Source organism: Streptomyces sp. NPDC030799 (genome assembly GCF_055572255.1).
In genome coordinates, this window is sequence record NZ_JBVIDS010000006.1 from 72,552 (window position 1) to 98,260 (window position 25,709).

The 25,709-nt window shown below is 69.6% G+C and carries 30 protein-coding genes; 11 read left to right on the plus strand and 19 right to left on the minus strand.

Annotation, left to right across the window (positions count from 1 at the left end; all coding sequences use genetic code 11):
- Positions 1-377: 377 nt before the first annotated feature.
- The 5 genes from ACZ41I_RS16445 to ACZ41I_RS16465 are packed head-to-tail and all read left to right on the plus strand — an operon-like array spanning position 378 to position 3,232.
- Positions 378-557 carry a hypothetical protein gene (locus tag ACZ41I_RS16445; RefSeq protein ID WP_363214579.1) on the plus strand — a complete coding sequence of 60 codons (180 nt, stop codon included), beginning with the start codon at positions 378-380 and terminating at the stop codon, positions 555-557.
- Entirely contained in the window at positions 554-1,441 is an 888-nt protein-coding gene (locus ACZ41I_RS16450; protein WP_363214578.1) for a SigE family RNA polymerase sigma factor, read from the plus strand. Before ACZ41I_RS16445 ends, ACZ41I_RS16450 begins: the two co-directional genes overlap by 4 nt.
- Positions 1,442-1,452: 11 nt before the next feature.
- A complete protein-coding gene (locus ACZ41I_RS16455) occupies positions 1,453-2,142 on the plus strand; it encodes a hypothetical protein (RefSeq protein ID WP_468514445.1) in 690 nt (229 codons plus the stop codon).
- Positions 2,143-2,201: 59 nt separating this feature from the next.
- Positions 2,202-3,044, plus strand: a complete 843-nt coding sequence (locus tag ACZ41I_RS16460) for a helix-turn-helix domain-containing protein (RefSeq protein WP_468514446.1) — start codon at positions 2,202-2,204, stop codon at positions 3,042-3,044.
- Positions 3,026-3,232, plus strand: a complete 207-nt coding sequence (locus ACZ41I_RS16465) for a DUF397 domain-containing protein (RefSeq protein WP_468514447.1) — start codon at positions 3,026-3,028, stop codon at positions 3,230-3,232. The genes ACZ41I_RS16460 and ACZ41I_RS16465 overlap by 19 nt, the downstream gene beginning before the upstream one ends.
- Here ACZ41I_RS16465 and ACZ41I_RS16470 read toward each other — a convergent pair.
- Positions 3,229-3,870 carry a TetR/AcrR family transcriptional regulator gene (locus ACZ41I_RS16470; protein ID WP_468319225.1) on the minus strand — a complete coding sequence of 214 codons (642 nt, stop codon included), beginning with the start codon at positions 3,868-3,870 and terminating at the stop codon, positions 3,229-3,231. The two genes, ACZ41I_RS16465 and ACZ41I_RS16470, sit on opposite strands and share 4 nt — an antisense overlap.
- Positions 3,871-3,949: 79 nt before the next feature.
- Here ACZ41I_RS16470 and ACZ41I_RS16475 point away from each other — a divergent pair, with 79 nt between their 5' ends.
- Genes ACZ41I_RS16475 through ACZ41I_RS16485 form a run of 3 tightly spaced genes read left to right on the plus strand, consistent with a single transcriptional unit; the run spans position 3,950 to position 6,105 of the window.
- Positions 3,950-4,735, plus strand: a complete 786-nt coding sequence (locus tag ACZ41I_RS16475; protein ID WP_468514448.1) for an ABC transporter ATP-binding protein — start codon at positions 3,950-3,952, stop codon at positions 4,733-4,735.
- Between the two features lie 34 nt (positions 4,736-4,769).
- Positions 4,770-5,519, plus strand: a complete 750-nt coding sequence (locus ACZ41I_RS16480) for an ABC transporter permease (RefSeq protein WP_468319228.1) — start codon at positions 4,770-4,772, stop codon at positions 5,517-5,519.
- Between the two features lie 13 nt (positions 5,520-5,532).
- The gene (locus ACZ41I_RS16485) at positions 5,533-6,105 is read left to right on the plus strand and encodes a cob(I)yrinic acid a,c-diamide adenosyltransferase (RefSeq protein WP_363214570.1); all 573 of its coding nucleotides are present in this window, start codon (positions 5,533-5,535) and stop codon (positions 6,103-6,105) included.
- On the opposite strand, the gene ACZ41I_RS16490 is transcribed toward ACZ41I_RS16485, so the two are convergent.
- Positions 6,102-6,635, minus strand: a complete 534-nt coding sequence (locus ACZ41I_RS16490; protein ID WP_363214569.1) for a hypothetical protein — start codon at positions 6,633-6,635, stop codon at positions 6,102-6,104. The genes ACZ41I_RS16485 and ACZ41I_RS16490 overlap by 4 nt on opposite strands.
- Positions 6,636-6,784: 149 nt before the next feature.
- Here ACZ41I_RS16490 and ACZ41I_RS16495 point away from each other — a divergent pair, with 149 nt between their 5' ends.
- The 3 genes from ACZ41I_RS16495 to ACZ41I_RS16505 all read left to right on the plus strand — a co-directional run bounded on the left by ACZ41I_RS16495 (position 6,785) and on the right by ACZ41I_RS16505 (position 10,549).
- The gene (locus ACZ41I_RS16495; RefSeq protein WP_363214568.1) at positions 6,785-7,957 is read left to right on the plus strand and encodes a sensor histidine kinase; all 1,173 of its coding nucleotides are present in this window, start codon (positions 6,785-6,787) and stop codon (positions 7,955-7,957) included.
- Positions 7,954-8,604, plus strand: coding sequence for a response regulator (locus tag ACZ41I_RS16500; protein WP_468319231.1), 651 nt, complete (start codon positions 7,954-7,956; stop codon positions 8,602-8,604). The genes ACZ41I_RS16495 and ACZ41I_RS16500 overlap by 4 nt, the downstream gene beginning before the upstream one ends.
- Positions 8,605-8,728: 124 nt before the next feature.
- Positions 8,729-10,549, plus strand: coding sequence for a glycosyl hydrolase family 18 protein (locus ACZ41I_RS16505; RefSeq protein WP_399764685.1), 1,821 nt, complete (start codon positions 8,729-8,731; stop codon positions 10,547-10,549).
- A gap of 14 nt (positions 10,550-10,563) precedes the next feature.
- On the opposite strand, the gene ACZ41I_RS16510 is transcribed toward ACZ41I_RS16505, so the two are convergent.
- From ACZ41I_RS16510 to rpmE, 17 genes are all read right to left on the minus strand, one after another.
- Positions 10,564-11,010: a DUF2550 domain-containing protein gene (locus ACZ41I_RS16510; RefSeq protein ID WP_351250122.1), complete on the minus strand. Its 447-nt coding sequence runs from the start codon at positions 11,008-11,010 to the stop codon at positions 10,564-10,566.
- 145 nt (positions 11,011-11,155) lie between these two features.
- Entirely contained in the window at positions 11,156-11,530 is a 375-nt protein-coding gene (locus ACZ41I_RS16515; RefSeq protein WP_046421578.1) for a F0F1 ATP synthase subunit epsilon, read from the minus strand.
- 111 nt (positions 11,531-11,641) lie between these two features.
- Positions 11,642-13,078, minus strand: coding sequence for a F0F1 ATP synthase subunit beta (gene atpD, locus ACZ41I_RS16520; RefSeq protein WP_228623588.1), 1,437 nt, complete (start codon positions 13,076-13,078; stop codon positions 11,642-11,644).
- Positions 13,079-13,996 (minus strand): F0F1 ATP synthase subunit gamma, encoded by a 918-nt coding sequence (locus tag ACZ41I_RS16525; RefSeq protein ID WP_363214565.1) that lies wholly within the window; start codon positions 13,994-13,996, stop codon positions 13,079-13,081. It lies immediately after the preceding gene.
- A gap of 21 nt (positions 13,997-14,017) precedes the next feature.
- The gene (atpA, locus tag ACZ41I_RS16530; protein WP_363214564.1) at positions 14,018-15,610 is read right to left on the minus strand and encodes a F0F1 ATP synthase subunit alpha; all 1,593 of its coding nucleotides are present in this window, start codon (positions 15,608-15,610) and stop codon (positions 14,018-14,020) included.
- A gap of 119 nt (positions 15,611-15,729) precedes the next feature.
- Positions 15,730-16,545 carry a F0F1 ATP synthase subunit delta gene (locus tag ACZ41I_RS16535; RefSeq protein WP_363214563.1) on the minus strand — a complete coding sequence of 272 codons (816 nt, stop codon included), beginning with the start codon at positions 16,543-16,545 and terminating at the stop codon, positions 15,730-15,732.
- Positions 16,542-17,087, minus strand: a complete 546-nt coding sequence (locus tag ACZ41I_RS16540) for a F0F1 ATP synthase subunit B (protein WP_468319235.1) — start codon at positions 17,085-17,087, stop codon at positions 16,542-16,544. The genes ACZ41I_RS16535 and ACZ41I_RS16540 overlap by 4 nt, the downstream gene beginning before the upstream one ends.
- Before the next feature lie 41 nt (positions 17,088-17,128).
- The gene (atpE, locus tag ACZ41I_RS16545; RefSeq protein ID WP_228623583.1) at positions 17,129-17,353 is read right to left on the minus strand and encodes an ATP synthase F0 subunit C; all 225 of its coding nucleotides are present in this window, start codon (positions 17,351-17,353) and stop codon (positions 17,129-17,131) included.
- Between the two features lie 74 nt (positions 17,354-17,427).
- Complete coding sequence (atpB, locus tag ACZ41I_RS16550) at positions 17,428-18,252, minus strand: F0F1 ATP synthase subunit A (protein ID WP_468319237.1); 825 nt, start codon at positions 18,250-18,252, stop codon at positions 17,428-17,430.
- 225 nt (positions 18,253-18,477) lie between these two features.
- On the minus strand, positions 18,478-18,924 hold the full coding sequence (locus ACZ41I_RS16555) for a hypothetical protein (protein ID WP_468319239.1): 447 nt from the start codon (positions 18,922-18,924) through the stop codon (positions 18,478-18,480).
- Positions 18,925-19,226: 302 nt separating this feature from the next.
- Positions 19,227-20,549, minus strand: coding sequence for an MraY family glycosyltransferase (locus ACZ41I_RS16560; RefSeq protein ID WP_468514449.1), 1,323 nt, complete (start codon positions 20,547-20,549; stop codon positions 19,227-19,229).
- Between the two features lie 150 nt (positions 20,550-20,699).
- Complete coding sequence (locus ACZ41I_RS16565; RefSeq protein ID WP_363214558.1) at positions 20,700-21,938, minus strand: serine hydroxymethyltransferase; 1,239 nt, start codon at positions 21,936-21,938, stop codon at positions 20,700-20,702.
- Between the two features lie 97 nt (positions 21,939-22,035).
- Positions 22,036-22,716, minus strand: a complete 681-nt coding sequence (locus tag ACZ41I_RS16570) for an arsenate reductase/protein-tyrosine-phosphatase family protein (RefSeq protein ID WP_363214557.1) — start codon at positions 22,714-22,716, stop codon at positions 22,036-22,038.
- Complete coding sequence (locus ACZ41I_RS16575; RefSeq protein WP_363214556.1) at positions 22,713-23,360, minus strand: L-threonylcarbamoyladenylate synthase; 648 nt, start codon at positions 23,358-23,360, stop codon at positions 22,713-22,715. Before ACZ41I_RS16575 ends, ACZ41I_RS16570 begins: the two co-directional genes overlap by 4 nt.
- Positions 23,361-23,409: 49 nt before the next feature.
- Positions 23,410-24,255 (minus strand): peptide chain release factor N(5)-glutamine methyltransferase, encoded by an 846-nt coding sequence (gene prmC, locus ACZ41I_RS16580; RefSeq protein ID WP_351238021.1) that lies wholly within the window; start codon positions 24,253-24,255, stop codon positions 23,410-23,412.
- Positions 24,256-24,306: 51 nt separating this feature from the next.
- Positions 24,307-25,374 carry a peptide chain release factor 1 gene (prfA, locus tag ACZ41I_RS16585; RefSeq protein ID WP_363214555.1) on the minus strand — a complete coding sequence of 356 codons (1,068 nt, stop codon included), beginning with the start codon at positions 25,372-25,374 and terminating at the stop codon, positions 24,307-24,309.
- 108 nt (positions 25,375-25,482) lie between these two features.
- The gene (gene rpmE, locus ACZ41I_RS16590) at positions 25,483-25,707 is read right to left on the minus strand and encodes a 50S ribosomal protein L31 (protein WP_014675000.1); all 225 of its coding nucleotides are present in this window, start codon (positions 25,705-25,707) and stop codon (positions 25,483-25,485) included.
- Between the last annotated feature and the right edge of the window lie 2 nt (positions 25,708-25,709).

Consider the following 25,709-nt stretch of genomic DNA (forward strand, 5'->3'; position numbering starts at 1 on the left):
CGCTCCAAGTCTGCTTCTCCGGCGGACCATAGCGCTCCGGAGCGGCTGTGTGAGCAGTAAGTAACGCGCGTCACGTCTCACTTGACGGACATCACACCGGCAGCGGTACGCGCCGCCCGGCCGGACCGCATCCGCGGTGCTGCGTACCCGGAAGTGGCTTTTCACCCCAATGGATTGAATCGTCGTCGTTCGCCCGCCGCGTCGAGGGTGGCGCCGGGTGGCGCGGCCCGGCCCTCGGGCTCATTGTTCCGTAACTCCATGATCACGTGGCGTGGCGGACGGCGGCCGGGTCATGCTGACTCCCCCTCCTGGTTCTTCAACACCGGGCCGACGGGGGGTAGTTGGAGTGAGTCCTGCTCACAGAAACGAAGTGCGTGATGTCGAGTAAGAAGGTGATGACCGTCGCCGTCCTGGTGACGGTCCTCACGTGGAGCACGGTGATGACCGTGCTGGGACAGGTCGCCGCCGTGGCCACCCTGCTCCCGTCCCTGGGCCTGCTGGTGCAGCAGATCGTCCAGGCTCTGACCGGGCCCGAGAGGGAGGAGCCGCCCCAATGACCTCGCCCTCCGGCGCCGATCGGCCGGCCCCCGTGGAGGCCGGCGGCAGGCGCGGTCGGAAACCGGCCCCCATCTCCGCGGCTGCGGGTCTGTCCCACCGCGCCTGGCTGGAGCCGGTGCGCAACCGCGTCCGCTCCAGCGGACTGACCCTGGACGACCTCGTCCACCGCTCCGGCTACTCCAAGACCCGGATCAGCGAACTCCTGCGCGGCAACGGCTACTACCCCGCCTGGGAGATCACGTTCAGCGTGATCCGCGCACTCGGTCTGCCCGTGCAGCCGATGCGCCGCCTGTGGACCGCCGCGGCCCGCGAAGCCCGCAAGGAGCAGGGGTGGATCGACCACTGCATCGAGCAGGTGGCGTACGCCCCGGAGCCGCCGCCGCTGGCCCACCAGGCCTTCACCGAGGCGATGCGTGCGCCCTACACCGCCTATGCGCGCGCCTTCCTGCTGGCCGAGGACCGCGTCCGCTGGGCGGTGGGTGAGACCTTCGACCTGCTGTGGCTGTCCTGGAGCACGGCCGCGAGCAGCGAGAACCTCCGGCGCAACGCCTGGCGCCTGCTGCGGTCCCGGGTGCTCGCCCGGGCCGCCCACCGCGAGGGCCGCCCCGACCTGCGCGCCGCCGTCTTCTCCACCGAGGAGGTCAGCGAGAGTGTGCCGGGCCGTCTCGTCGTCATGACCGACCTGGTGGACCTCTTCGACGCCATCACCCGCCTGCCCCAGGACCAGATGGACGTGGTCGTGCTGGGTCACCTGTGCGGCCTGGACCTGGAGGAAACGATCCCCTACGTCACCGGCCTGAGCCCGGCCATCACCCACGCCGTCGACCACCACGCCCGCGCGGCCCTCGAAGACCTGCTGCGCCGGACCGCTTCCCGGGAGTGACCCCTGCCGCCATGCCCGACATAGACGCCCTCCTCGCCCGCGCCCGGCTGCACCATCGCCCCGAGGTCCCCACCGACACCGTCCCCTACGAAAACACCGCCCACCCCGGACAGGGGCAGGGCGCCGAAGACGCCCGCCCCGCCGACCCCGCCGCCATCCGCGACCTGCGCACCCTGTGCGACTCGCTCCTCGGCGCACTCGCCCCCGGCGCACTGCGCTTCCTCACCGACCAACTCCCCGAACCGGAGGGAGCCTGGCTGCTCGGCTGCGCCCTGAACGTCGCCGGGATCGACGAAGGGGCCCGCTTCTGGTGGCAGTACGCGGCCGGCGCCGGACACGCACCGTCCGCCTACTGCCTCTCCCTGCACCATCGCGCGCGCGGCGAGGCCCACGCGGCCGCCTTCTGGTACGGCCAGACCGGCCTCGACACCACGACCGACCACGACACCATCCCCGTGACCGGCACGTGTCCGCCGGTGAGCTGCACGTTCGACGCGTCGGTCCCCACGGTGCTGCGGGTCCTCAGCGGCCTGACCGACCCGGGCACGCGCCTGCGGCAGCGGCAGGCAGACGTCGTCACGTCGTACGTCGCCCATGCCGTCCGACGGGGTTACGCCCGGCATCCCGGCGTCGAGATACCGGTACCCGGCCCGCGCTTCGCGGACAGAGTCAGCTCGCTTCTCACAGAAGCGGCGCGGTGAGCGGGCCCCGATCGATACGCTACGTGTCCGGGCGACTACGGAGTTGGGGAGGGCGGGTCATGCCGGCGCGGAAGGTGATCACGGGGCGCAGCCAGGAACCCCGCAAGCGCTATGCGGAGGAACTCCGGCGCCTGCGCACGGCCAGAGGCTTGAGCTTGCGGGCACTGGCCGACGCGGTCGGCTGGGACCCGTCGCTCTTCATGAAGCTGGAGAGCGGGAAGACGCTGGGCAGCCCGGAGGTCGCCGAGGCGCTGGACGAGTTCTACGGCACGCCGGGACTGCTGTTGGTGATGTGGGAGTTGGCGGTGGGGGACCTGACGCCGTTCAAGGAGCAATACCGGCGGTACATGATTCTGGAGGGGGAGGCGGTGAGTCTCTGGCACTTCGGGGTGAGCACCGTGGACGGCCTCCTGCAGACGGACGCCTATGCGCGTGAGGTACTCGCACTCGGCGGCTACAAAGGCAAGGAACTGGATGTGCAGGTCGCCGCTCGCACCGGGCGACGGACGCTCCTGGAGGGGGAGGACGCCTCACCGTTCCGCGCCCTCATCGCCGAGGCCGCGCTCCACACGCCACTGTGCGACGCGGGGACATGGCGGGAACAGCTGGACTACCTCCTGGAGGCAGCGGAGCGCCCGAACATCACGCTCCAGGTGCTGCCGAACAGTTCCGGCCTGCACGGCTTGGTGGCCACCGACATCATGTTCCTGCGGCTCCCGGACGGTACTACGGTGGCTTACACGGAGAACGCACACCGTGGCGAACTGGTGCAAGAAAACGCTGCAGTTGAGCGGCTGCAACGTGCGTACGATGCAATGCGCGACCAGGCGCTGAGCCCAGCCGAGTCGCGGAAGTTCATCCTGCGGATGTTGGAGGAAGTACCGTGCGAGCCATCGACCTGAGCGGCGTGACGTGGCGCAAGAGCAGCTACAGCAACCCGGACGGCGGCGCCTGCCTCGAAGTCTGCGACACCATCCCCTCCGCCGTTCCCGTCCGTGACAGCAAGACCCCCGACGCCCCCGCCCTCCTCTTCGCGGCGGAGCCGTGGTCGGCGTTCGTCGCGGGCGTCAGGCGCGGCGCGTTGCGCTAGTCCTCGCCGCGTACCGCATAACCGAGGACCCGCTCGCTCAGCAGGTCCTCGATGTCGTCCAGCAGCACCAGCACCTCTCGGGACACTTCGCGCGGGTCGCGCCCCTTGACCATCTCGCGGCCGATGACCGCGATGACCGTGCCGTGGATCCAGCCGATCTGACCGGCCATCAAGTGGGGCAGCTCGTCGTCGGCCGATGCGCCGGTGTCCTCGCGCAGTACCTGCTCCAGGTTGGCCTGGACCTCCTGGGCGAGGGCCCACAGGCGGGAGCGGAGGGCGGGGGCCTCCTCGATGACCTTCATGAAGGCGGCGTAGCCGGGGAGCAGGCCGACCCGGGGGGAGACCGCCTCGACCTCCTCGCGCAGCTCGCGGAGAACAGCCGCCGCGGCGGACTCGCCTTCCGGCCTGCCCCGCACCCAGCGGGCGAGGCGGTCGACCATGCCGGCCGAGCGGTCGAAGAAGAGGTCCTCCTTGGCCGGGAAGTAGTTGTAGACGGTGTTGACGGAGACGTTCGCCGCCTCGGCGATCTCCGCGACCGTCACCGCGTCGAAGCCGCGCTCGACGAACAGCCCCGTGGCGACATCCGAGATGTACTGCCGGGTCTGCCGCTTCTTCCGCTCCCTGAGTCCCTCAGCCATGCCCGCATCCTAACTTCACTGGAGCCGATGAAAATTTGGGGTGATTGCAAATTTTCAGAGACTCTGTTTTTCTGAGGGCATGGCAGCAGTCATCAGCGCGGCGGGACTCGCCCGCACCTTCCAGACCAAGGCCGGGCCCGTCGAGGCCGTGCGCGGCATCGACCTCGCCGTCCAGGAAGGCGAGATCCTCGGCTTCCTCGGGCCCAACGGCGCCGGCAAGACGACCACCCTGCGGATGCTCACCACCCTGCTGAAGCCGACCGGCGGCGCGGCCACCGTCGCCGGGCACGACCTCGCGACGGATCCGGCCGGGGTACGCGCGGCCAGCGGGTACGTCGCCCAGTCCGGCGGGGTCGATCCGCAGATCACCGTGCGGGAGGAGCTGGTCACCCAGGGGCGGATGTACCGGCTGCCCAAGGCCGAGGCGAGCGCCCGCGCCGAGGAACTCGCCCGCGACCTGGACCTCACCGGATTCCTGGACCGCAAGGCCGGGGCCCTCTCCGGCGGTCAGCGGCGGCGGCTGGACATCGCGATGGCGCTCACCCACCGGCCCAAGGTGCTGTTCCTGGACGAGCCGACCACCGGCCTCGACCCGGGCAGCCGCGCCGACCTGTGGGACCTGGTCCGCCGGCTGCGCGACGACCACGGCACGACCGTCTTCCTGACCACGCACTACCTGGACGAGGCCGACGCCCTCGCCGACCGTCTGGTGATCGTGGACAAGGGCACGGTCGCCGCCGAGGGGACGCCGAGCGCGCTGAAGCTCCAGTACGGCGGCTCGATCGACGCCTCGCTCCAGGACACCTTCCTCGCCGTCACCGGCCGCGGCCCCGCCCCGGCCGACGCCACCCCCGTCGCCGTATAAGGCCGTACAAGGCCGTACAAGGATGCGAAAGAGGATGCTTCTTCATGACACGGCCCTCATCTACGGCCGTTATCTGCGCCAGTCCCTGCGCTCCCGCTTCGCCCTGCTCTTCGGGGTGCTGACGCCCCTGCTCTATCTGCTCTTCTTCGGGCCGCTGCTCACCGATCTGCCGCTGGGCGGTGCGGGCAGTTCCTGGCAGGTGCTGGTCCCCGGGCTGCTGCTCCAACTCGGCCTGTTCGGTGCCCTGTTCGCCGGATTCACGGTCATCGTCGAGAAGGGGCAGGGGGTGGTGGAGCGGATGCGGGTGACCCCGGTCAGCCGGCTCGCCCTGCTGCTCGGCCGGGTGCTGCGCGACACCACGGTCTTCGTCTTCCAGGCGGTACTGCTGGTGCTGGCCGCGCTCGTCATGGGCCTGCGCGCGCCGGTCGCGGGCATCCTGATCGGCTTCGGGTTCGTCGCACTGCTCACGCTGTCGCTGGCCGCGCTGTCGTACGCGCTGGGAATGAAGGTGCGCACCCCGCAGGAGTTCGGCCCGCTGATCAACATGGTGTCGATGCCCTCGATGCTGCTGTCCGGCCTGATGCTCCCGATGACCCTGGCGCCGGCCTGGCTGGACGTGCTGTCGCACTTCGTGCCGTTCCGCTATCTGGTGGACGCGGTCCGCGACGCGTACGTGGGGCACTACGCGACCGCGCACATGCTCTACGGCGTCCTCGTCGCCGTCGGCTTCGCGGCACTGACCGTGACGGTGGGCACACGGGTGTTCCGGACGGCCGGGGCGTAACTACGCTGGCCACATGGTCAATCTGACGCGCATCTACACCAGGACCGGCGACAAGGGCACCACCCACCTCGGGGACATGAGCCGGGTGCCCAAGACGGACCTCAGGATCTCCGCGTACGCCGACGCCAACGAGGCCAACGCGGTGATCGGCGCCGCGATCGCGCTGGGCGGTCTGGAGGCGGAGGTCGTCGCCGTCCTCACGCGCGTCCAGAACGACCTGTTCGACGTGGGCGCCGACCTGTCGACACCGGTGGTGGAGAACCCCGAGTTCCCGCCGCTTCGGGTCGAGCAGTTCTACATCGACAAGCTGGAGGCGGACTGCGACCGCTTCAACGAGCAGCTGGAGAAGCTCCGCTCCTTCATCCTGCCCGGCGGCACCCCGGGCGCGGCCCTGCTGCACCAGGCCTGCACGGTCGTACGCCGGGCCGAGCGCTCCACCTGGGCAGCCCTGGAGGTCCACGGCGAGACGATGAACCCGCTCACCGCGACCTACCTCAACCGGCTGTCGGACCTGCTGTTCATCCTGGCGCGCACGGCGAACAAGGACGTCGGCGATGTGCTGTGGGTGCCGGGCGGTGAGCGTTAGCGCTCTCGCTTCGGGAACACGGTGTAGCTGCCTGCGATGATCACGTTGATGCCGATCACCCACAGCATCCGCAGCTGCCACTCCCGCAGCGAGCCGGTGTCTCCGGCGGAGCCGACGTACCAGACAGCGGCCTGGAGCAGAGCCAGGGCGACCAGTGCGGCCAGGATCCAGCGGGCCGCGACCTTCCACTCGTGGACGGTGCGGGCCGTGCCGTACTTCGGCGGCTTCACCGGGGGTGGGCCGCCGGCGAAGCGGTGGGCAACCCGGGCGTCGGCCCACTTGATCGTCGAGTGGCCGAGCCCGACCGTGAAGCCGATGTACACGGCGGCCAGGCCGTGCCGCCAGTCCGGCTGCGCGCCGTGCTTGAGGTCGATCGCGGTCACCACGAACAGCACGACCTCCAGCAGCGGCTCGCACAGCAGCAGCGCGAGGCCGGTGCGGGGCATGCGCAGCCCGTAGCGGAAGGTCAGTCCGGCCGCCAGCAGCACCCAGAACGCCACCTCACAGGCGATGACCAGCCATACGATCACGGTTCGCTCCCCTCGTCACCGTCAAGGCTCCCGGCAGCCGGGGCGCGGATCATCGTCGGCGCGGGCGAACCGGGCGTAAGCGAAAGTTGCAGTCCAGGACCCTGCCCGGGGAGCACATGGGCCGTCCGTGAGCCGTGTTGGATGGGGGCATGGCCCTCGCACTCCCCCGCCCCCACCGTGACGACCTGCGGATCGCCGTGAGCGGGCTGCTCGGCGGGCTGCTGCTGTGGTCGCTCGGTCTCCACTCGCGTGAGTCCACGGACCCGGTCGTGCTCTGGTCGGCGCCCTGGGCGCCGCTGGTCCCGCTGGCTGTGACGGCCGCCTGCGAGCCGCTGCGCCGCACCCGTCCCCGCATCGGTCTGCTGGTCGGCACGCTCGCGCTGACCCTGGACACGGTGACCCTCGGCAACCTCGTCACCGTCGTGCTGTACACCGACCTGATGTACGCGGCCGTCGTGTACGGTACTCCGGCCGCCGCCCGCCGCATCCCCTTGATCACCGGGATGCTGACGGTGCTCGGCGGGGTCGTACCGGCCGCCCTGTGGCGCGATCCGAAGGGGCTGCTGATCGGTGTCGGGATCGGCGTGGTCGCGTTCGCGCCGGCCGCGACCGGCTGGGTGGTGCGCGACCACCGGGACGCGGCCGAGGCCGCCCGGCTGCGGGCGGAACAGACCGCCCTGCTCGCGGAGATGGACCGCACCCAGGCGGTCACCGCCGAACGGGCGCGTATGGCACGGGAGTTGCACGACATGGTGGCCAACCATCTGTCCGCGATCGCCATCCACTCCACGGCCGCGCTGTCCCTCGACGATCCGGCGACCTCGCGGGACGCTCTGGGCGTGATCCGGGAGAACAGCGTGGAGGGGCTGGCCGAGATGCGGCGGCTGATCGGCATCCTGCGGGACAGCGGCGGTGACCTGGAGCCGGCCGCCACACCGACGCTCGACGGCCTCGCCGCCCTGGTCGAGGGCGCCCGCGCCAACGGTCTGGACGTGCGCCTCCACGCCGGCCACGGCCGGGTGCCGGCGCCGGTGGAGCTGGCGGCCTACCGAATCGTGCAGGAGTCGCTGACCAACGCGCTCAAGCACGCGGCGCCAGGCACGGTCCGGGTGGCCGTGCGGCAGACCGAGGACGCCCTGACCGTCGAGGTCACGAGCCCCTACCGGCCCGGTGACACTCCGCGTGCCCCCGGCTCGGGCTCCGGGCTCACCGGGATGCGGGAGCGGGCGAACCTGCTCGGCGGCGGCTTCACGGCCGGAGCCGAGGCCGGCCTGTGGACCGTACGCGCCACGCTTCCGCTCACCGAAGGAGCCCCCGCATGAACCGGCCCATCCATGTACTCGTCGCCGAGGACCAGTCCGCCGTGCGCGCCGGACTCGTACTGATCCTGCGCAGCGCGCCCGACATCGACGTGGTCGGCGAGGCCGCGGACGGCGAGCAGGCGGTGGAGCTGGCCAGGGAGATCAGGCCCGATGTCGTGCTGATGGACGTGCAGATGCCGCGCCTGGACGGGGTGTCGGCGACTCGGCAGATCGTGGCGGAAGGGGTCGCGGACGTGCTCGTGCTGACCACTTTCGACCTGGACGAGTACGTGTTCGGGGCGCTGCGGGCCGGGGCCGCCGGGTTCCTGCTGAAGAACACCGAGGCGCGGGATCTGCTGGAGGCGGTGCGGACGGTGGCGCGCGGCGAGGGCATCGTCGCGCCGGCGGTGACCCGACGGCTGATCGCCGAGTTCGCGGCGGGTCCGGCACGTCGGACGAAGGCCGATCCGGCCGTGCTGGAGGGTCTGACCCGGCGCGAGCGGGAGGTGCTGGCCTGCGTCGGCCAGGGCCTGGCGAACGCCGAGATCGCCGAGCGGCTGCAGATGGCGGAGGGCACGGTGAAGACGCACGTCAGTCGACTGCTGGCCAAGCTGGAGCTGCGCAGCCGGGTCCAAGCGGCCGTGCTGGCCCAGGAGTTGGGGATCTGACCGAACGGTCTGCGAAGTGGTCCAGACCTATTGACGAGTGGTCCAGACCTTTCTACTCTCGCAGCACCGTGGGCGTGAAGGCTCAGTCATGCCCCTGACATCCCCACATTTGAGGAGGCGCAGCATGCGCTTCAGACACAGAGCCGCCGCAGGCCTCGCGACCCTGCTGCTCCCCCTGGCCGGCCTCGTCGGTCTCGCCGGCCCCGCCCAGGCCGCGGCGAACGCATCGGCGAGCTTCACCAAGACCAGCGACTGGGGAACCGGCTTCGGTGGTCAGTGGACCATCAAGAACACCGGCAGCTCCAGCATCAGCTCCTGGACCGTCGAGTGGGACTTCCCCTCGGGCACGTCCGTCACCTCGGCCTGGGACGCGGACGTCACCGGCTCCGGCACCCACTGGACCGCGAAGAACAAGTCCTACAACGGCAGCATCGCCCCCGGCGCCTCCGTCTCCTTCGGCTTCAACGGCTCGGGCCCCGGCTCCCCGTCCAACTGCAAGCTGAACGGCGACAGTTGCGACGGTACGACGGTCCCCGGTGACGCGGCGCCCTCCGCGCCCGGCACCCCGACCGCCTCCGGCATCACCGACACCTCGGTCAAGCTCTCCTGGGGTGCGGCCACCGACGACAAGGGCGTGAAGAACTACGACGTCCTGCGCGACGGCAAGGTCGTCGGCACCGTGACGGCCACCTCGTACACGGACAGCGGCCTGACCGCCGGCACCGACTACTCCTACACCGTGCAGGCCCGCGACACCGCAGGCCAGACCGGCCCGGTCAGCGGCGCGGTCAAGGTGCACACCACCGGCGGCACCACCACTCCCCCGACCACCGGTGACAAGGTCAAACTCGGCTACTTCACCGAGTGGGGCATCTACGGCCGCAACTACAACGTCAAGAACCTGGTGACCTCCGGCTCCGCGGCGAAGATCACGCACATCAACTACGCCTTCGGCAATGTCACGAACGGCCAGTGCGCGATCGGCGACTCCTACGCCGACTACGACAAGGCGTTCACCGCCGACCAGTCGGTCAGCGGCGTCGCCGACACCTGGGACCAGCCGCTGCGCGGCAACTTCAACCAGCTGCGCGAGCTGAAGGCCAAGTACCCGAACCTCAAGGTGCTCTGGTCCTTCGGCGGCTGGACCTGGTCCGGCGGCTTCGCCCAGGCCGCCGCGAACCCGACCGCGTTCGCCCAGTCCTGCTACAACCTGGTCGAGGACCCGCGCTGGGCCGATGTCTTCGACGGCATCGACATCGACTGGGAGTACCCGAACGCCTGCGGCCTGTCCTGCGACACCAGCGGGGCGGCGGCCTTCAAGAACGTGCTGGCCGCGCTGCGCGCCAAGTTCGGTTCGAAGGCCCTGGTCACGGCCGCGGTCACCGCAGACGGTTCGGCCGGCGGCAAGATCGAGGCCGCGGACTACGCCGGTGCCGCCCAGTACGCCGACTGGTACAACGTGATGTCGTACGACTTCTTCGGCGCCTGGGACGCCAAGGGCCCGACCGCCCCGCACTCCCCGCTCACCTCGTACTCCGGCATCCCGAAGGCCGGCTTCGACACGGCCGACGCGATCGCCAAGTACAGGTCCATCGGTGTCCCCGCGTCCAAGCTGCTCATCGGCATCGGCCTCTACGGCCGCGGCTGGACCGGCGTCACCCAGGACGCCCCGGGCGGCACGGCCACGGGCCCGGCGGCGGGCACGTACGAGCAGGGCATCGAGGACTACAAGGTGCTCAAGACGTCCTGTCCGGTCACCGGCACCGTCGCGGGCACGGCGTACGCGCACTGCGGCAGCAACTGGTGGTCCTACGACACCCCGTCGACGATCGCCGGGAAGATGAGCTGGGCGAAGTCCCAGGGGCTCGGCGGGGCCTTCTTCTGGGAGTTCAGCGGCGACACCGGCAATGGTGAGCTGGTGAACGCCATCAGCAGCAACCTCTAGTACCTGTCGGTGCCCTAAGCGACGTTGACGCGCTGACCGGGCGGGGCTGCCTCCAGCCACGCGAGGAATCCGGTCAGCGCGTCTTCGCTCATCGCGAGTTCGAGGCGCGTGCCCCGATGGGTACAGGCGAGGACCACCGCGTCGGAGAGCAGCGCCAGCTCCTCCTCACCCTCGGGCAGCCGGCGGCCGGCCACCTCGATCTGCGCGCGCTCCAGCGTGCGGCGCGGCCGGAAGGCGTAGGAGAAGACGCGGTACCACTCGATGCGGTCGCCGTTGTAGCGGGCGACGCCGTAGGACCAGCCCTTGCCGTTGGCGTCGGGTTTCTCGGCCACGTCCCAGCGCAGGGAACAGTCGAAGGTACCGCCGGAGCGCTGGATGAGTCTGCGGCGCAGGCCGAACAGGAACAGTCCCACCACCACGAGCGCGACCACGATCCCGCACACAGTCAGAGCGAGGATCACCGGCACCGACCTCCTCGTCTCCTAGGAACTGCTTCTGTCACTTCGTAATGAAATGGAAAAAACACCCACATCTACCTCAGCCGCGACCGGCACCGGATTGCTCCGGGCCGGCCGCGGCTGAGTGACGTCATACCGCGCGCTGGGCTCAGCGCGCCGCCGCCGCGCGGAGGCGGACGTCCGCGCGACGCTCGGCGGCGGCATCGCCCTCCGCCTTCGCGCGCTCCAGCTCCCGCTCCGTGCGCTGGACATCGATCTCGTCCGACAGCTCGGCGATCTCGGCCAGCAGGGACAGCTTGTTGTCCGCGAACGAGACGAAACCGCCGTGCACCGCGGCGACGACCGTTCCACCGTCACTCGTCCGGATGGTCACCGGGCCCGACTCCAGCACACCGAGCAGCGGCTGGTGACCGGGCATGACGCCGATGTCGCCGGACGTGGTGCGCGCGACGACCAGGGTGGCCTCGCCGGACCAGACCTGGCGGTCGGCGGCGACCAGCTCGACGTGCAGCTCAGCAGCCAAGGGTGGCTCCTCGGGTCACCACCCGGCGGTTCTGCCGGGTGTTGGGGTCAATTCTAGTGGGCGTGAGTGAGGGGGCGGGACGCACCCCGCCCCCTCGGACGAGCGCGAGGCTCAGGAGACGCCGAGCTCCTTGGCGTTGGCCTTGAGGTCCTCCAGGCCACCGCACATGAAGAACGCCTGCTCCGGGAAGTGGTCGTACTCACCGTCGATGATCGCGTTGAACGCGGCGATCGACTCGTCCAGCGGCACGTCCGACCCGTCGACGCCGGTGAACTGCTTGGCGACGTGGGTGTTCTGGGACAGGAAGCGCTCCACGCGACGGGCACGGTGGACGACGAGCTTGTCCTCCTCGCCGAGCTCGTCGATACCGAGGATCGCGATGATGTCCTGGAGGTCCTTGTACTTCTGCAGGACCGTCTTCACGCGCATGGCGGCGTTGTAGTGGTCCGCGGAGATGTAGCGCGGGTCCAGGATCCGGGACGTGGAGTCCAGCGGGTCCACGGCCGGGTAGATGCCCTTCTCGGAGATCGGACGGGACAGAACCGTCGTCGCGTCGAGGTGGGCGAAGGTGGTGGCCGGGGCCGGGTCGGTCAGGTCGTCGGCGGGGACGTAGATCGCCTGCATCGAGGTGATCGAGTGACCGCGGGTCGAGGTGATGCGCTCCTGGAGGAGACCCATCTCGTCGGCCAGGTTCGGCTGGTAACCCACCGCGGACGGCATACGGCCGAGCAGCGTGGAGACCTCGGAGCCGGCCTGCGTGAAGCGGAAGATGTTGTCGATGAAGAACAGCACGTCCTGCTTCTGGACGTCACGGAAGTACTCGGCCATGGTCAGGCCGGCCAGCGCGACGCGCAGACGGGTGCCCGGGGGCTCGTCCATCTGACCGAAGACCAGCGCGGTCTTGTCGATGACGCCCGAGTCGCTCATTTCCTCGATGAGGTCGTTGCCCTCACGGGTGCGCTCACCGACACCGGCGAACACGGAGACACCGTCGTGGTTGTTGGCGACACGGTAGATCATCTCCTGGATGAGCACCGTCTTGCCGACGCCGGCGCCGCCGAACAGGCCGATCTTGCCGCCCTTGACGTACGGGGTGAGCAGGTCGATGACCTTGACGCCCGTCTCGAACATCTCGGTCTTGGACTCGAGCTCGTCGAAGTTCGGGGCCTTGCGGTGGATCGGCCAGCGCTCGCCGTCGTAGGACTCGTCGACGTTCAGCACCTCACCGAGGGTGTTGAACACCTTGCCCTTGGTGAAGTCGCCGACGGGGACGGAGATGGCCGCGCCCGTGTCGGTCACCGGGGCCTGGCGGACCAGACCGTCGGTGGGCTGCATGGAGATGGTGCGGACCAGGCCGTCACCCAGGTGCTGGGCGACCTCCAGGGTCAGCGTCTTCTTCTCGCCCGCGTTCGCCGGGTCGGAGACCTCGACGTGAAGGGCGTTGTAGATGTCCGGCATCGCGTCGACGGGGAACTCCACGTCGACGACCGGGCCGATGACCCGGGCGACGCGGCCCGTAGCCGTCGCGGTCTCAACAGTGGTGGTCATTTATCGGTCACTCCCCGCGGTCGCGTCGGCCAGGGCGCTCGCGCCACCGACGATCTCGCTGATTTCCTGGGTGATGTCGGCCTGACGGGCCGCGTTGGCAAGCCGGGTGAGGTTCTCGATGAGCTCACCGGCGTTGTCGGTGGCCGACTTCATCGCGCGCCGCGTGGCGGCGTGCTTCGAAGCGGCCGACTGGAGCAGCGCGTTGTAGATACGGCTCTCCACATAGCGCGGCAGCAGGGCGTCGAGGACGTCCTCCGCCGAGGGCTCGAAGTCGTACAGCGGGAGGATCTCCCCCTTGGGGTGAGCCTCCTCGGCGACCTCGTCGAGGCGCAGCGGCAGCAGCCGGGCGTCGAGCGCCGTCTGCGTCATCATCGAGACGAACTCGGTGAAGACGATGTGGAGTTCGTCCACACCACCCTCGGCCGTGTCCTTCTCGATCGCCTCGATCAGGGGCGCCGCGACCTTCTTGGCGTCCGCGTACGTCGGCTCGTCCGTGAAGCCCGTCCACGACTCCGTGACCTTGCGCTCACGGAAGTTGTAGTGGGCGACACCGCGCCGGCCGACGATGTACGTGTCGACCTGCTTGCCGTCGCGCTCCAGGCGCTCGGTCAGCTGCTCCGCCGTCTTGATGGCGTTGGAGTTGAAGGCGCCGGCCAGACCGCGGTCGCTCGTGAGGAGCAGGACCGCGGCACGGGTCGGGTTCTCCGCCTCCGTGGTGAGCGGGTGCTTGGTGTTCGAGCCGGTGCCGACCGCCGTGACCGCGCGCGTCAGCTCGGTCGCGTACGGCGTGGAGGCCGCCACCTTGCGCTGCGCCTTGACGACGCGCGAGGCGGCGATCATCTCCATCGCCTTCGTGATCTTCTTGGTCGCGCTGACGGATCGGATGCGACGCTTGTAGACCCGGAGCTGAGCTCCCATGAGTCAGGTCCCTTCCTTACGTCACTTGGCGGCAGCGGCAGGAACGTCCTCGCCGAGCAGCTTGCCGTCCGAGGTCTCGAACTGCTTCTTGAACTCGGCCACCGCGTCGTCGATCGCCTGGATCGTGTCGTCCGACATCTTGGCGCCCTCCTTGATGGAGGTCATCAGGCCCTGGTGCTTGCGGTGCAGGAACTCGATCAGTTCCTTCTCGAAGCGGCGGATGTCGGCGACCGGGACGTCGTCCATACGGCCGTTGGTGCCGGCCCAGACGGAGACGACCTGGTCCTCGGTGGCCATCGGCTGGTACTGGTCCTGCTTCAGCAGCTCGACCATGCGCGAACCGCGCTCCAGCTGCGCCTTGGAGGCCGCGTCCAGGTCGGAACCGAAGGCGGCGAACGCCTCCAGCTCACGGAACTGGGCGAGGTCCACACGGAGGCGGCCGGAGACCTGGCGCATCGCCTTGTGCTGCGCGGAACCACCGACTCGGGAGACGGAGATACCGACGTTCAGCGCGGGACGCTGACCGGCGTTGAACAGGTCCGACTCCAGGAAGCACTGGCCGTCGGTGATGGAGATGACGTTGGTCGGGATGAACGCCGAGACGTCGTTGGCCTTGGTCTCGACGATCGGAAGACCGGTCATCGAACCGGCACCCATGTCGTCGGAGAGCTTGGCGCAGCGCTCCAGCAGCCGGGAGTGCAGGTAGAAGACGTCACCCGGGTAGGCCTCACGGCCCGGCGGGCGGCGCAGCAGCAGCGACACGGCGCGGTAGGCGTCGGCCTGCTTCGACAGGTCGTCGAAGATGATGAGGACGTGCTTGCCCTCGTACATCCACTGCTGACCGATGGCCGAACCGGTGTACGGCGCCAGGTACTTGAAGCCGGCCGGGTCGGACGCCGGGGCGGCGACGATGGTCGTGTACTCCAGGGCGCCGTTCTCCTCCAGCGCGCGGCGCACGCCGGCGATGGTGGAGCCCTTCTGGCCGATGGCGACGTAGATGCAGCGGACCTGCTTCTTCGGGTCGCCGGTGCGCCAGTTGTCGCGCTGGTTGATGATCGTGTCGACGGCCAGGGCGGTCTTGCCGGTCTGGCGGTCACCGATGATCAGCTGACGCTGACCACGGCCGATCGGGGTCATCGCGTCGACGGCCTTGTAGCCGGTCTCCATCGGCTCGTGCACCGACTTGCGCTGCATGACCGTGGGGGCCTGCAGCTCAAGCGCGCGGCGGCCGGACGTCTCGATCTCGCCGAGGCCGTCGATCGGGTTGCCGAGCGGGTCGACGACACGGCCGAGGTAGCCCTCGCCGACCGCGACGGAGAGGACCTCACCGGTGCGCTGCACCGGCTGACCCTCCTCGATGCCGCTGAACTCACCGAGGACGATGGCACCGATCTCGCGCTCCTCGAGGTTGAGGGCGAGGCCGAGGGTGCCGTCCTCGAACTTCAGCAGTTCGTTGGCCATGGCCGAGGGAAGACCCTCGATCTTCGCGATGCCGTCGCCGGCAAGGGTGACCGTACCGACCTCCTCGCGCGAGGCCGCGTCCGGCTTGTACGACTGGACAAAGTTCTCCAGCGCGTCCCGGATCTCCTCCGGCCGGATCGTGAGCTCCGCCATCTGGGTTCCCTGCTCTCCTTGTTGGGCCCGAAGTTTCACTTGGGGGGTCTGGGGGCGACCCCCAGGAATCCTCTGCACGGCCCAACCAGGGCCGTAAGTAAGTACTGACTCTTGAGTTGCTAGCTCGCCATGCGGCGGGCGGCGTCGTCCAGCCGGTCCGCGAGGGAGCCGTTGATGACCTCGTCACCGACCTGTACCCGGATCCCGCCGATCACGTCGGGGTCCACGTCCAGGTTGAGGTGCATCCGGCGGCCGTAGAGCTTTGCGAGGGCGTCGCCCAGGCGCTGCTTCTGCGGGTCGCTCAGCGGCACCGCCGAGGTGACGATCGCCACCAGACGGTCCCGGCGCTCGGCGGCGAGCTTGGACAGGGACTCCAGTCCCGCTTCCAGGCTACGTCCCCGCGGCGCGGTCACGAGGCGTGCGACCAGACGCTCGGTGGCGGGCTTGGCCCGTCCGCCCAGCAGCCGGTGCAGCAGCTCGGTCTTGGCCTGGCCGCCGGCGGCGCGGTCGGTCAGCGCGGCGCGCAGCTCGGTGTTCGACGAGACGATCCGGCCGAACCGGAACAGCTCGTCCTCGACGTCGTCGAGCGTGCCGTTCTTCTCCGCGGCGGTGAGGTCGGCGATGCTCGCCAGCTCCTCCAGCGCGTCCACCAGGTCGCGGGGCTGCGACCAGCGGGAGCGCGCCATACCGGCCACCAGGTCGGCGGTCGCACCGCTGACCTGGCCACCGATCAGACGCTCCACCAGCTGCGCCTTGGCCTCTGCGGGCTGCGCCGGGTCGGTGAGGACCCGGCGCAGGCCGGCCTCGCGGTCGAGCAGCGCGGTGACGGCCGCCAGCTCGTCGGCGAGCGAAGCGGCATCGACGGACGTGGAGTCCGTCAGCGCGTCGAGACGCTCACGTGCGGCTGCCAGGGCCTCGCGGCTCGCTCCGTTCATCGCGTGGCCTCGGCCTTCTCCTCGAGCTCGTCGAGGAAGCGGTCGATCACACGGCTCTGCCGGGCGTGGTCCTCGAGGGACTCACCGACGAGCTTGCCGGCCAGTTCGGTGGCGAGCTTGCCGACGTCCTGACGCAGCGCGGACGCCGCGGCCTTGCGGTCGGCCTCGATCTGGGCGTGACCGGCGGCGATGATCTCCTCGCGCTGACGCTGGCCCTCGGCCCGCATCTCGGCGATGAGCGCGGCACCCTGCTCCTGCGCCTCCTGGCGCAGACGCGCGGCCTCGTGCCGGGCCTCGGCGAGCTGGGCCTTGTACTGCTCAAGGACGCTCTTGGCCTCGGTCTGCGCGGCCTCGGCCTTTTCGATACCGCCCTCGATGGCCTCGCGGCGCTCTTCCAGAACCTTGTTGATGTTCGGGAGGAGCTTCTTGGCGAGGAAGCCGAAGACGATGACGAAGGCGATCAGGCCGATGACGAGCTCCGGCCACGGCGGAAAGAGGGGGTTCTCCTTCTCCGCCGCAAACTGAACCCATGAGTGGGTCATCTCAGTGCCTTTCGTCGAATGGGCTGTCGCTGTCGTTCGTCTTAGTAGACGAACGGCATGACGAGGCCGATCAGGGCCAGCGCCTCACAGAACGCGAAGCCGAGGATCTGGTTGGCGCGGATCAGACCGGCCGCCTCGGGCTGACGGGCGAGGGCCTGGGTGCCGTTGCCGAAGATGATGCCGACGCCGACGCCGGGGCCGATGGCGGCCAGGCCGTAACCGACGGAGCTGAGCGAGCCAGTGACAGCGGCAAGGGTCTGGGACATGCCAGTTCTTCCTTTTCTTTACGGACCGGTGGGGGTTGGCCACCGGACGACCAGGGGATGCGGGGCGGGGTGGCTCAGTGGTGCTCGGCGAGCGCGCCCTGAATGTAGGAGCAGGTCAGCAGGACGAAGACGTACGCCTGCACGGCCTGGATGAAGAGCTCGAAGGCGGTCATGACGATGGTCATGAGGAACGAGACACCGGAGTAGGCGATGCCGATGCCGTTCAGCATGTACCAGCTGGCGACCGTGAAGAGCACGAGCAGCGTGTGACCGGCGAACATGTTCGCGAAGAGTCGCACGGCGTGCGTGAACGGGCGGACCAGCAGGTTCGAGAAGAGCTCGATCGTCATGGCGAGCGGGAGCACCGCGCCGAGCGACTTGTCGTAGCCGGTGAAGTTCTTGAAGGCGCCGACGAAACCGTGCCGCTTGAAGGTGAGCGGGACCCAGACGAGGTAGACGAGCGCGGCCAGGACCATCGGGTAGGCGATGATCGAGGTGACCGGGAACTGGGCGACCGGGACGATCGACCAGAGGTTCATCATCCAGATGAAGAAGAACAGCGAGACGACGAACGGGACGTACTTCTCGCCTTCCTTCTTGCCGATGGTCTCGTAGACGACGCCACGGCGGATGAAGTCGTAACCCGCCTCGGCGACCAGCTGCATCTTGCCCGGAACGACCTTGGGCCTGGCGAACGCGACCCAGAAGAAGCCCACCACGATGATGGAGCCCAGCAGGGCCAGCAGCATCGGCTTGTTGAAGTAGATGCCGTTGGTGTCGCCCCAGAGCGGCTTGAAGAGGAACGAGTGCAGGCCCGGAGCGACGGTGTCGAAACCGCACCCGGAGAACAGGTGGCAGCTCGAGTCGAAAGCGAGCGTCTGCGTCGGGTCAGCACTCACCGCGGGCTCCTTCAGCGTGGCGCATAGGTACGGCAACCTCGTTGTGTCGGCGCGGCGTGCGGCCGCGGTTCGGCACGGGACTGGTGTTACGGATGTGGGGGCGGCTGGGGGGCATCTCGCCTCGCGATAGAACAGGCGTCAGCTCGGATGCCCGCGCCCGCGATGCCGCAGTTGGCACCGGACGATAGCAGGGTCTCTCATGTGTCTTTATCCCGGCCCTACCCCTCACGACGCGTGCCCCGACTTGTGGGACTTTCCGTCATGGGAGGACGAGGTCGATTCGGGTTCGACATAGAGGATCTTGGACTTCATGTGCGCACGGGTCTGTGCGGCGATCCAGGCCAGGGTCGCGGCGACGAGCGTGAGCGCGAAGGCCCTGGGGTTGAACAGCGTCGTGTGCTTGAACGCGGCCACGAAGATGAACAGCAGCAGGATCTGCGCCGCGTACAGCATCAGACCCATGGCCTGGAAGAGGTGCGGAAGCGATTTGGCGGTGCGCTGAAGAACGTACAGGCCGAGCCCCATGAAGAGGATCACCACCAGCGTCGCGACGACCGCCCCGATCGCCCCCTTGCCGCCCGCGACCACACCGCTGACGACGGCGGCAATCGCGCCGACGGCAGCCGTGGGTACGGCGGCCTGGGCCAGGATCCGGGCGTCTTTGGACGGCATGGCGGCAACTCCGCTTTCACAAGGGGGCAGGGTGTCGTCATGGACGAGCGTAGTCCCGGGCTGAGTGATCGAGACCTCACACCAATGGACCGTCGCACTCAGGTCCTTCGGTTCTATCCGGGGTTCTCGTGAACCGTATCACAAACTATTTGATGAGGTCTTTACCTGGTAGGTGTGCTTGCTGTCACACATGAGAGTGACAGCGCGCGTCTGTGCAGAAACCGCGCCCACTTGTCTGGTATTGGGAGCTTTACACCCCCACGAGTTGGCAATGCTCTAGTCAGATTCTTACCCGGACCGGCTCAGCGGCGATCAAGGAAACGCGAACGGGGGCCGATTGCGGTCGCCCCGTTGACGCCCGACACCCCGGCGGGGACGGGGGCCCGTTCCGCGGCCTCCTGGGGCACCTGAGACGCATGCGCCTCCATGGCCACGGCAGCGGCTGCCGCGGCACCACGCCGGCGCCGGTAGCGCGGCGGCACGAACCGCTGCGCCCACAGGGGCACGCGCGGCGTGAAGCGCGGGAGCAGCAGCAGGACCAGGCCCACCGCGCTGAGGAAGACGACGCCGAGCACGATCCACATGGACGCCGAGTTCACCGAGTACGCCAGGGCGCCGAAGGCGATCAGGGCCGACCAGAAGTACATGATCAGCACGGCCCGGCTGTGCGAGTGGCCGATCTCCAGCAGCCGGTGGTGCAGATGGCCGCGGTCCGCGGCGAACGGGGACTGCCCGCGCCAGGTGCGGCGGACGATCGCCAGGACCAGGTCGGCGGTCGGCACCGCGATGATCGTCAGCGGGAGCAGCAGCGGGATGTAGACCGGCACGGTCTGGTGCACCGCGGCCTTCTCCGAACCCGCGTACAGGTTCAGCGCGTCCGGGTCGAGCTGGCCGGTGATCGAGATCGCGCCGGCCGCCAGCACCAGACCGATGAGCATCGAGCCGGAGTCGCCCATGAAAATGCGCGCGGGATGCATGTTGTGCGGCAGGAAGCCCAGGCACATGCCCATCAGGATCGCCGCGAAGAGCGTCGCCGGGGCGGCGGCCTCGATGCCGTACGACACCCAGACGCGGTAGGCGTACAGGAAGAACGCGGCCGCCGCGATGCAGACCATCCCGGCCGCGAGGCCGTCCAGGCCGTCCACGAAGTTCACCGCGTTGATCGTGATGACCACGAGGGCGACGGTCAGCAGCGTGCCCTGCCACTGGGTCAGCGCCACATTGCCGACGCCGGGGATGGGCAGCCACAGGATCGTCAGACCCTGCACGACCATCACGCCCGCGGCGATCATCTGACCGCCCAGCTTGATCAGCGCGTCGATCTCGAACTTGTCGTCCAGGACGCCGATCAGCCAGATCAGGGCGGCGCCGGAGAGCAGGGCCCGCGGCTCGTTGGACTTCGCGAACACCTCGTTGAGGTTGGTGAGGTGGTCCGCGACCAGCAGACCCGCGCACAGGCCGAAGAACATGGCGATACCGCCGAGGCGCGGAGTGGGCTCCCGGTGCACGTCACGTGCCCGGATCTCCGGCATCGCCCCTGCCACGATCGCGAATTTCCGTACCGGCCCTGTCAGCAGATACGTCACCGCGGCCGTGATGCAGAGCGTCAGCAGGTATTCACGCACGGGCTTCCCCACAGGTCTCGCTGGCCATCACAGCCCCACACCCTAGCGACGGTCGTATAAGGATGGGGACTTCCGGGTAGCCACGATGGTTGCACGTGTGGCTGTGGACCATGGCCCAGATCGGGCTGTACGGGACCCGCCTACCCCCGTTCAGCTGGGATACGGCGGAAAACCGGCGGTGAGGGCGCGCACCTCGTCCCGGGCCGGGGCAGGCTCGGTCTCCGCGCGCAGCACGGCCGCCGTCAGCGCCGCGATCCGCACCATCTCCGGCTCGCCCATGCCCTGCGTGGTCACCGCCGCCGTGCCCAGCCTCAGCCCGCGCCCGTCGCCGTGCGGCAGCGCGCAGCAGTCGAGGACGATCCCGGCGGCGGCGAGCCGGCCGCGAGCCGTCCGGCCGTCCACGCCTAGCGGGGCCGGATCGGCGGTGATCAGATGGGTGTCCGTGCCTCCGGTGGTGACGGCGAGACCCTCGGCGGCCAGATGACCGGCCAGCACCCGGGCATTGGCGACCACCTGATGGGCGTACGCGGCGAACGCCGGGGTTGCCGCCTCGCCGAACGCAACGGCCTTCGCGGCGATCGTGTGCATCTGCGCACCGCCCTGGGTGAACGGGAACACGGCCCGGTCGACGCGCTCGGCCAGCTCGCTCCCGCACAGGATCATCCCGCCGCGCGGGCCCCGCAGCACCTTGTGGGTGGTCGCGCACACGATGTCGGCGTACGGCACCGGGTTCGGCGCCGCTCCCCCGGCGACCAGCCCGATCGGATGCGCGGCGTCCGCGATCAGGTAGGCCCCGACCTCGTCGGCGACCTCACGGAAGAAGGCGTAGTCGAAGTGCCGGGGGTATGCGATGGACCCGCAGACGATCGCCTTGGGCCGGTGGTTGCGGGCCAGATGCCGCACCTGGTCGTGGTCGACGAGCCCGGTCTCGGCGTCCACCCCGTACCCGACGAAGTCGAACCAGCGCCCGGAGAAGTTCGCGGGCGAGCCATGGGTGAGGTGGCCGCCGTACGGCAGCCCCAGGGCGAGGACGGTGTCTCCGGGGCGCAGCAGGGCGGCGTAGGCGGCCAGGACGGCCGAGGAGCCCGAGTGGGGCTGCACATTGGCGTGGTCGGCCCCGAAGAGTTCCCTGGCCCGGTCGACGGCGGCGCGTTCGGCCACGTCGACGAGCTCGCAGCCACCGTGGTACCGGGCGCCGGGGTAACCCTCGGCGTACTTGTTGGCGAGGGGCGAGCCGAGGGCGGCGAGCACGGCCGGCGAGCAGAAGTTCTCGGCCGCGATCAGCTGCAGGGTGGTCGATTGCCGGTCGAGTTCCGCGAGCAGGATCTCGGCCATCGCCGGGTCCTGCCGCCGCAGGACGTCGGTCTCAAGGGTATGGGTGACCGACATGGCGGGCTCCCGGGCGGTCGACGGTGACGTATCCCCAATGTAGGCCGGGGACGTGCGGGGCGCCCGGTGATGCAGCCGCTTGGCGCGCCACGTGGCCCTACGCCCGCGCCGGAACCCCCGTCAGCGCCGTGACCACAGGGTCCAGCGCCTGGTGTATCTCGTCGCCGATCGACCGGAAGAAGGTGAGCGGGGCGCCGTACGGGTCGTACACCTCGTCCGCCTCCGCCGTGGGCGCAAGCAGCCACCCGCGTAGAGCAGCAGCCGCCCGCACCAGCGCACGGGCGCGCAGGACCACACCGTCCTCCAGCGGCGGCAGCGTGGCCGGGTCTATCGCACGGACCAGGCGGGTGAACTCCTTCAGCGTGAAGGTACGCAGGCCCGCCGAGTGCCCCATCGAGATCACCTGCGCCCGGTGGTCCCGCGTGGCCGTCAGCACCAGGTCGGCCCTGATCACATGCTCGTCGAGCAGTTCCCGGCCGAAGAAGCCGGAGGCGTCCGCGCCGAACTCGGCCAGCACCGCCTCGGCGTTGGCCTCCATCGGCGCGCCCTCATGACCCCAGGTGCCCGCGCTCTCCACGATCAGCCCGCCGCCGAGCACACCGAGCCGCTGCGCGACGAAATGCCGGGTCAGCCGCTCGGTGATGGGCGAGCGGCACACATTGCCGGTGCTGACGTGGAGGATGCGGAAGGTGTCGCGCGGGAGCCCGACGAAGGTCGTCGTGATCTCCGCGGCACGCTCCCCGACGCCTATGCCACGCCCCGCGTCAGGGGCCGTCAATTCGCCACCTCGAGGTCGGGTACGACCTTTCGCAGCTCGTCCGGCGACAGCGCGCCCTCGCGCAGCAGCACCGGCACCCGGCCGGTGACATCGACGATGGAGGACGGGACGTTGCCGGGGGTCGGGCCGCCGTCCAGGTAGACGGAGACGGAGTCGCCGAGCATCTCCTGCGCGGCGTCGCAGTCCTCCGGCGCCGGGTGGCCGGTGAGGTTGGCGGAGGACACGGCCATCGGGCCGACCTCGGTGAGCAGCTCGATCGCGACGGGGTGCAGGGGCATGCGGACGGCCACGGTGCCGCGGGTGTCGCCGAGGTCCCACTGCAGGGACGGCTGGTGCTTGGCGACCAGCGTCAGGGCGCCCGGCCAGAACGCATCGACCAGTTCCCAGGCCAGCTCGGAGAAGTCCGTGACGAGGCCGTGCAGGGTGTTCGGGGAGCCGATGAGGACAGGGGTGGGCATGTTGCGGCCCCGGCCCTTGGCGGCGAGCAGGTCGGCGACCGCCTCCGAGGAGAACGCGTCGGCACCGATGCCGTACACCGTGTCGGTCGGCAGCACCACCAGCTCGCCCCGGCGGACGGCGGACGCGGCCTCACGCAGACCCGTCGCGCGGTCGGTCGCGTCGTTGGTGTCGTATCGCCGTGCCATGTCTAGCGAGCCTCCTCGTACACGTACTGCGGGATGAAAGTCGGGGTCCTCACGGCAGCGCCTTGCGGGCGGTCGCGAACCGGGGGCGGTTGTTGAGGTCGGGGTGGTCGGCCGCGTCGGCCCAGCCCCGCTCCTCGGTGAAGATCCACGGCACCTGGCCGCCCTGGGTGTCGGCGTGCTCGATCACGACGACGCCGCCGGGGCGGAGGAGGCGGTGCGCCGTGCGCTCCAGGCCCCGGATCAGGTCGAGGCCGTCCTCACCCGAGAACAACGCCAGCTCCGGGTCGTAGTCACGGGCCTCGGGGGCGACGTACTCCCACTCGGTGAGCGGGATGTACGGCGGGTTGGAGATGACCAGGTCGACCTGTCCGTCGAGGTCGGGGAAGGCCGTCAGGGCGTCGCCCTGGCGCAGGTCGACCCTGGACCCCGCCACGTTCTTCCGCGTCCACACCAGGGCGTCCTCGGACAGCTCCACGGCGTGCACGCGCGAGCGCGGGACCTCCTGGGCGAGGGCCAGCGCGATGGCGCCCGAGCCGGTGCACAGGTCGACGATGCACGGCTCGACGACGTCCATGGCACGTACGGCGTCTATGGCCCAGCCGACCACGGACTCGGTCTCCGGCCGGGGCACGAAGACGCCCGGCCCGACCTGCAGCTCCAGGTAGCGGAAGTAGGCCCGCCCGGTGATGTGCTGCAGCGGCTCGCGCTGTTCACGCCGGGCGATGACCTCCCAGTACCGGGCGTCGAAGTCCGCGTCCTTCACGGAGTGCAGTTCGCCGCGCTTCACGCCGTGCACGAACGCGGCGAGCTCCTCCGCGTCGGTGCGCGGCGAGGGCACGCCGGCGTCGGCCAGCCGCTGGGTGGCCTGGGCCACCTCCGCGAGCAGCAGGTTCACGCGAGTCCTCCGTGTCGTACTCGTACTTGCGCTCGTACGTGCGTACGTGTCTTACGCGGCGGCGAGCTTCGCCGCCGAGTCGGCGTCGACGCAGGCCTGGATGACCGCGTCGAGGTCGCCGTCCAGGACCTGGTCCAGGTTGTACGCCTTGAAGCCGACACGGTGGTCCGAGATGCGGTTCTCCGGGAAGTTGTAGGTGCGGATCTTCTCGGAGCGGTCGACCGTGCGGACCTGGCTGCGGCGGGCGTCGGCGGCCTCCCGCTCGGCTTCCTCCTGCGCCATGGCGAGCAGCCTGGAGCGCAGGATACGCAGAGCCTGCTCCTTGTTCTGCAGCTGGCTCTTCTCGTTCTGGCAGGAGGCGACGACCCCGGTCGGCAGGTGCGTGATGCGCACCGCGGAGTCGGTGGTGTTGACGGACTGGCCGCCCGGGCCGGAGGACCGGTAGACGTCGATCCGCAGGTCGTTCGGGTTGATCTCCACGTCGACCTCCTCCGCCTCGGGGGTCACGAGGACACCGGCGGCGGAGGTGTGGATACGGCCCTGGGACTCGGTGGCCGGCACACGCTGCACGCGGTGCACACCGCCCTCGTACTTCAGCCGCGCCCACACGCCCTGGCCGGGTTCGAGCTGTCCGCGGGCCTTCACCGCGACCTGGACGTCCTTGTAGCCGCCCAGCTCGGACTCGGTGGCGTCGATGACCTCGGTCTTCCAGCCGACGCGCTCGGCGTAGCGCAGGTACATGCGCAGCAGGTCACCGGCGAACAGCGCCGACTCGTCGCCGCCCGCGCCCGCCTTGATCTCCAGGATGACGTCCTTGTCGTCGCTGGGGTCGCGCGGGATCAGCAGGAAGCGCAGCTTCTCGGTCAGTTCCTCGCGCTGCTTCTCCAGGTCCTTGACCTCGGCCGCGAAGTCGGGGTCGTCGGCGGCCAGCTCGCGCGCGGTCTCGATGTCGTCGCCGGTCTGCTTCCAGGAGCGGTACGTGGCGACGATCGGGGTCAGCTCGGCGTAGCGCTTGTTCAGCTTGCGCGCGTTCGCCTGGTCGGCGTGGACCGACGGGTCGGCGAGCTTCTTCTCCAGATCGGCGTGCTCGGCGACGAGTTCGTCGACGGCCTCGAACATCTTGGGCTCCTGATACTGCGGGGGGAGGGCTGGCGGGCGACCAAAAACGCCGGTCCCGGCGCACGCCTCGGTGGGGCGTACGGCCGTGGACCGGCGAATTGGGGCTCGCTACTTCTTGGAGCCGGCGGCAGCCTTGCCGAAGCGGGCCTCGAAGCGGGCCACACGGCCACCGGTGTCGAGGATCTTCTGCTTGCCCGTGTAGAACGGGTGGCACTCGGAGCAGACCTCGGCCCGGATGGTGCCGGACTCGATGGTGCTGCGGGTGGTGAACGACGCGCCGCAGGTGCAGCTGACCTGCGTCTCGACGTACGCGGGGTGGATGTCGCGCTTCAAGG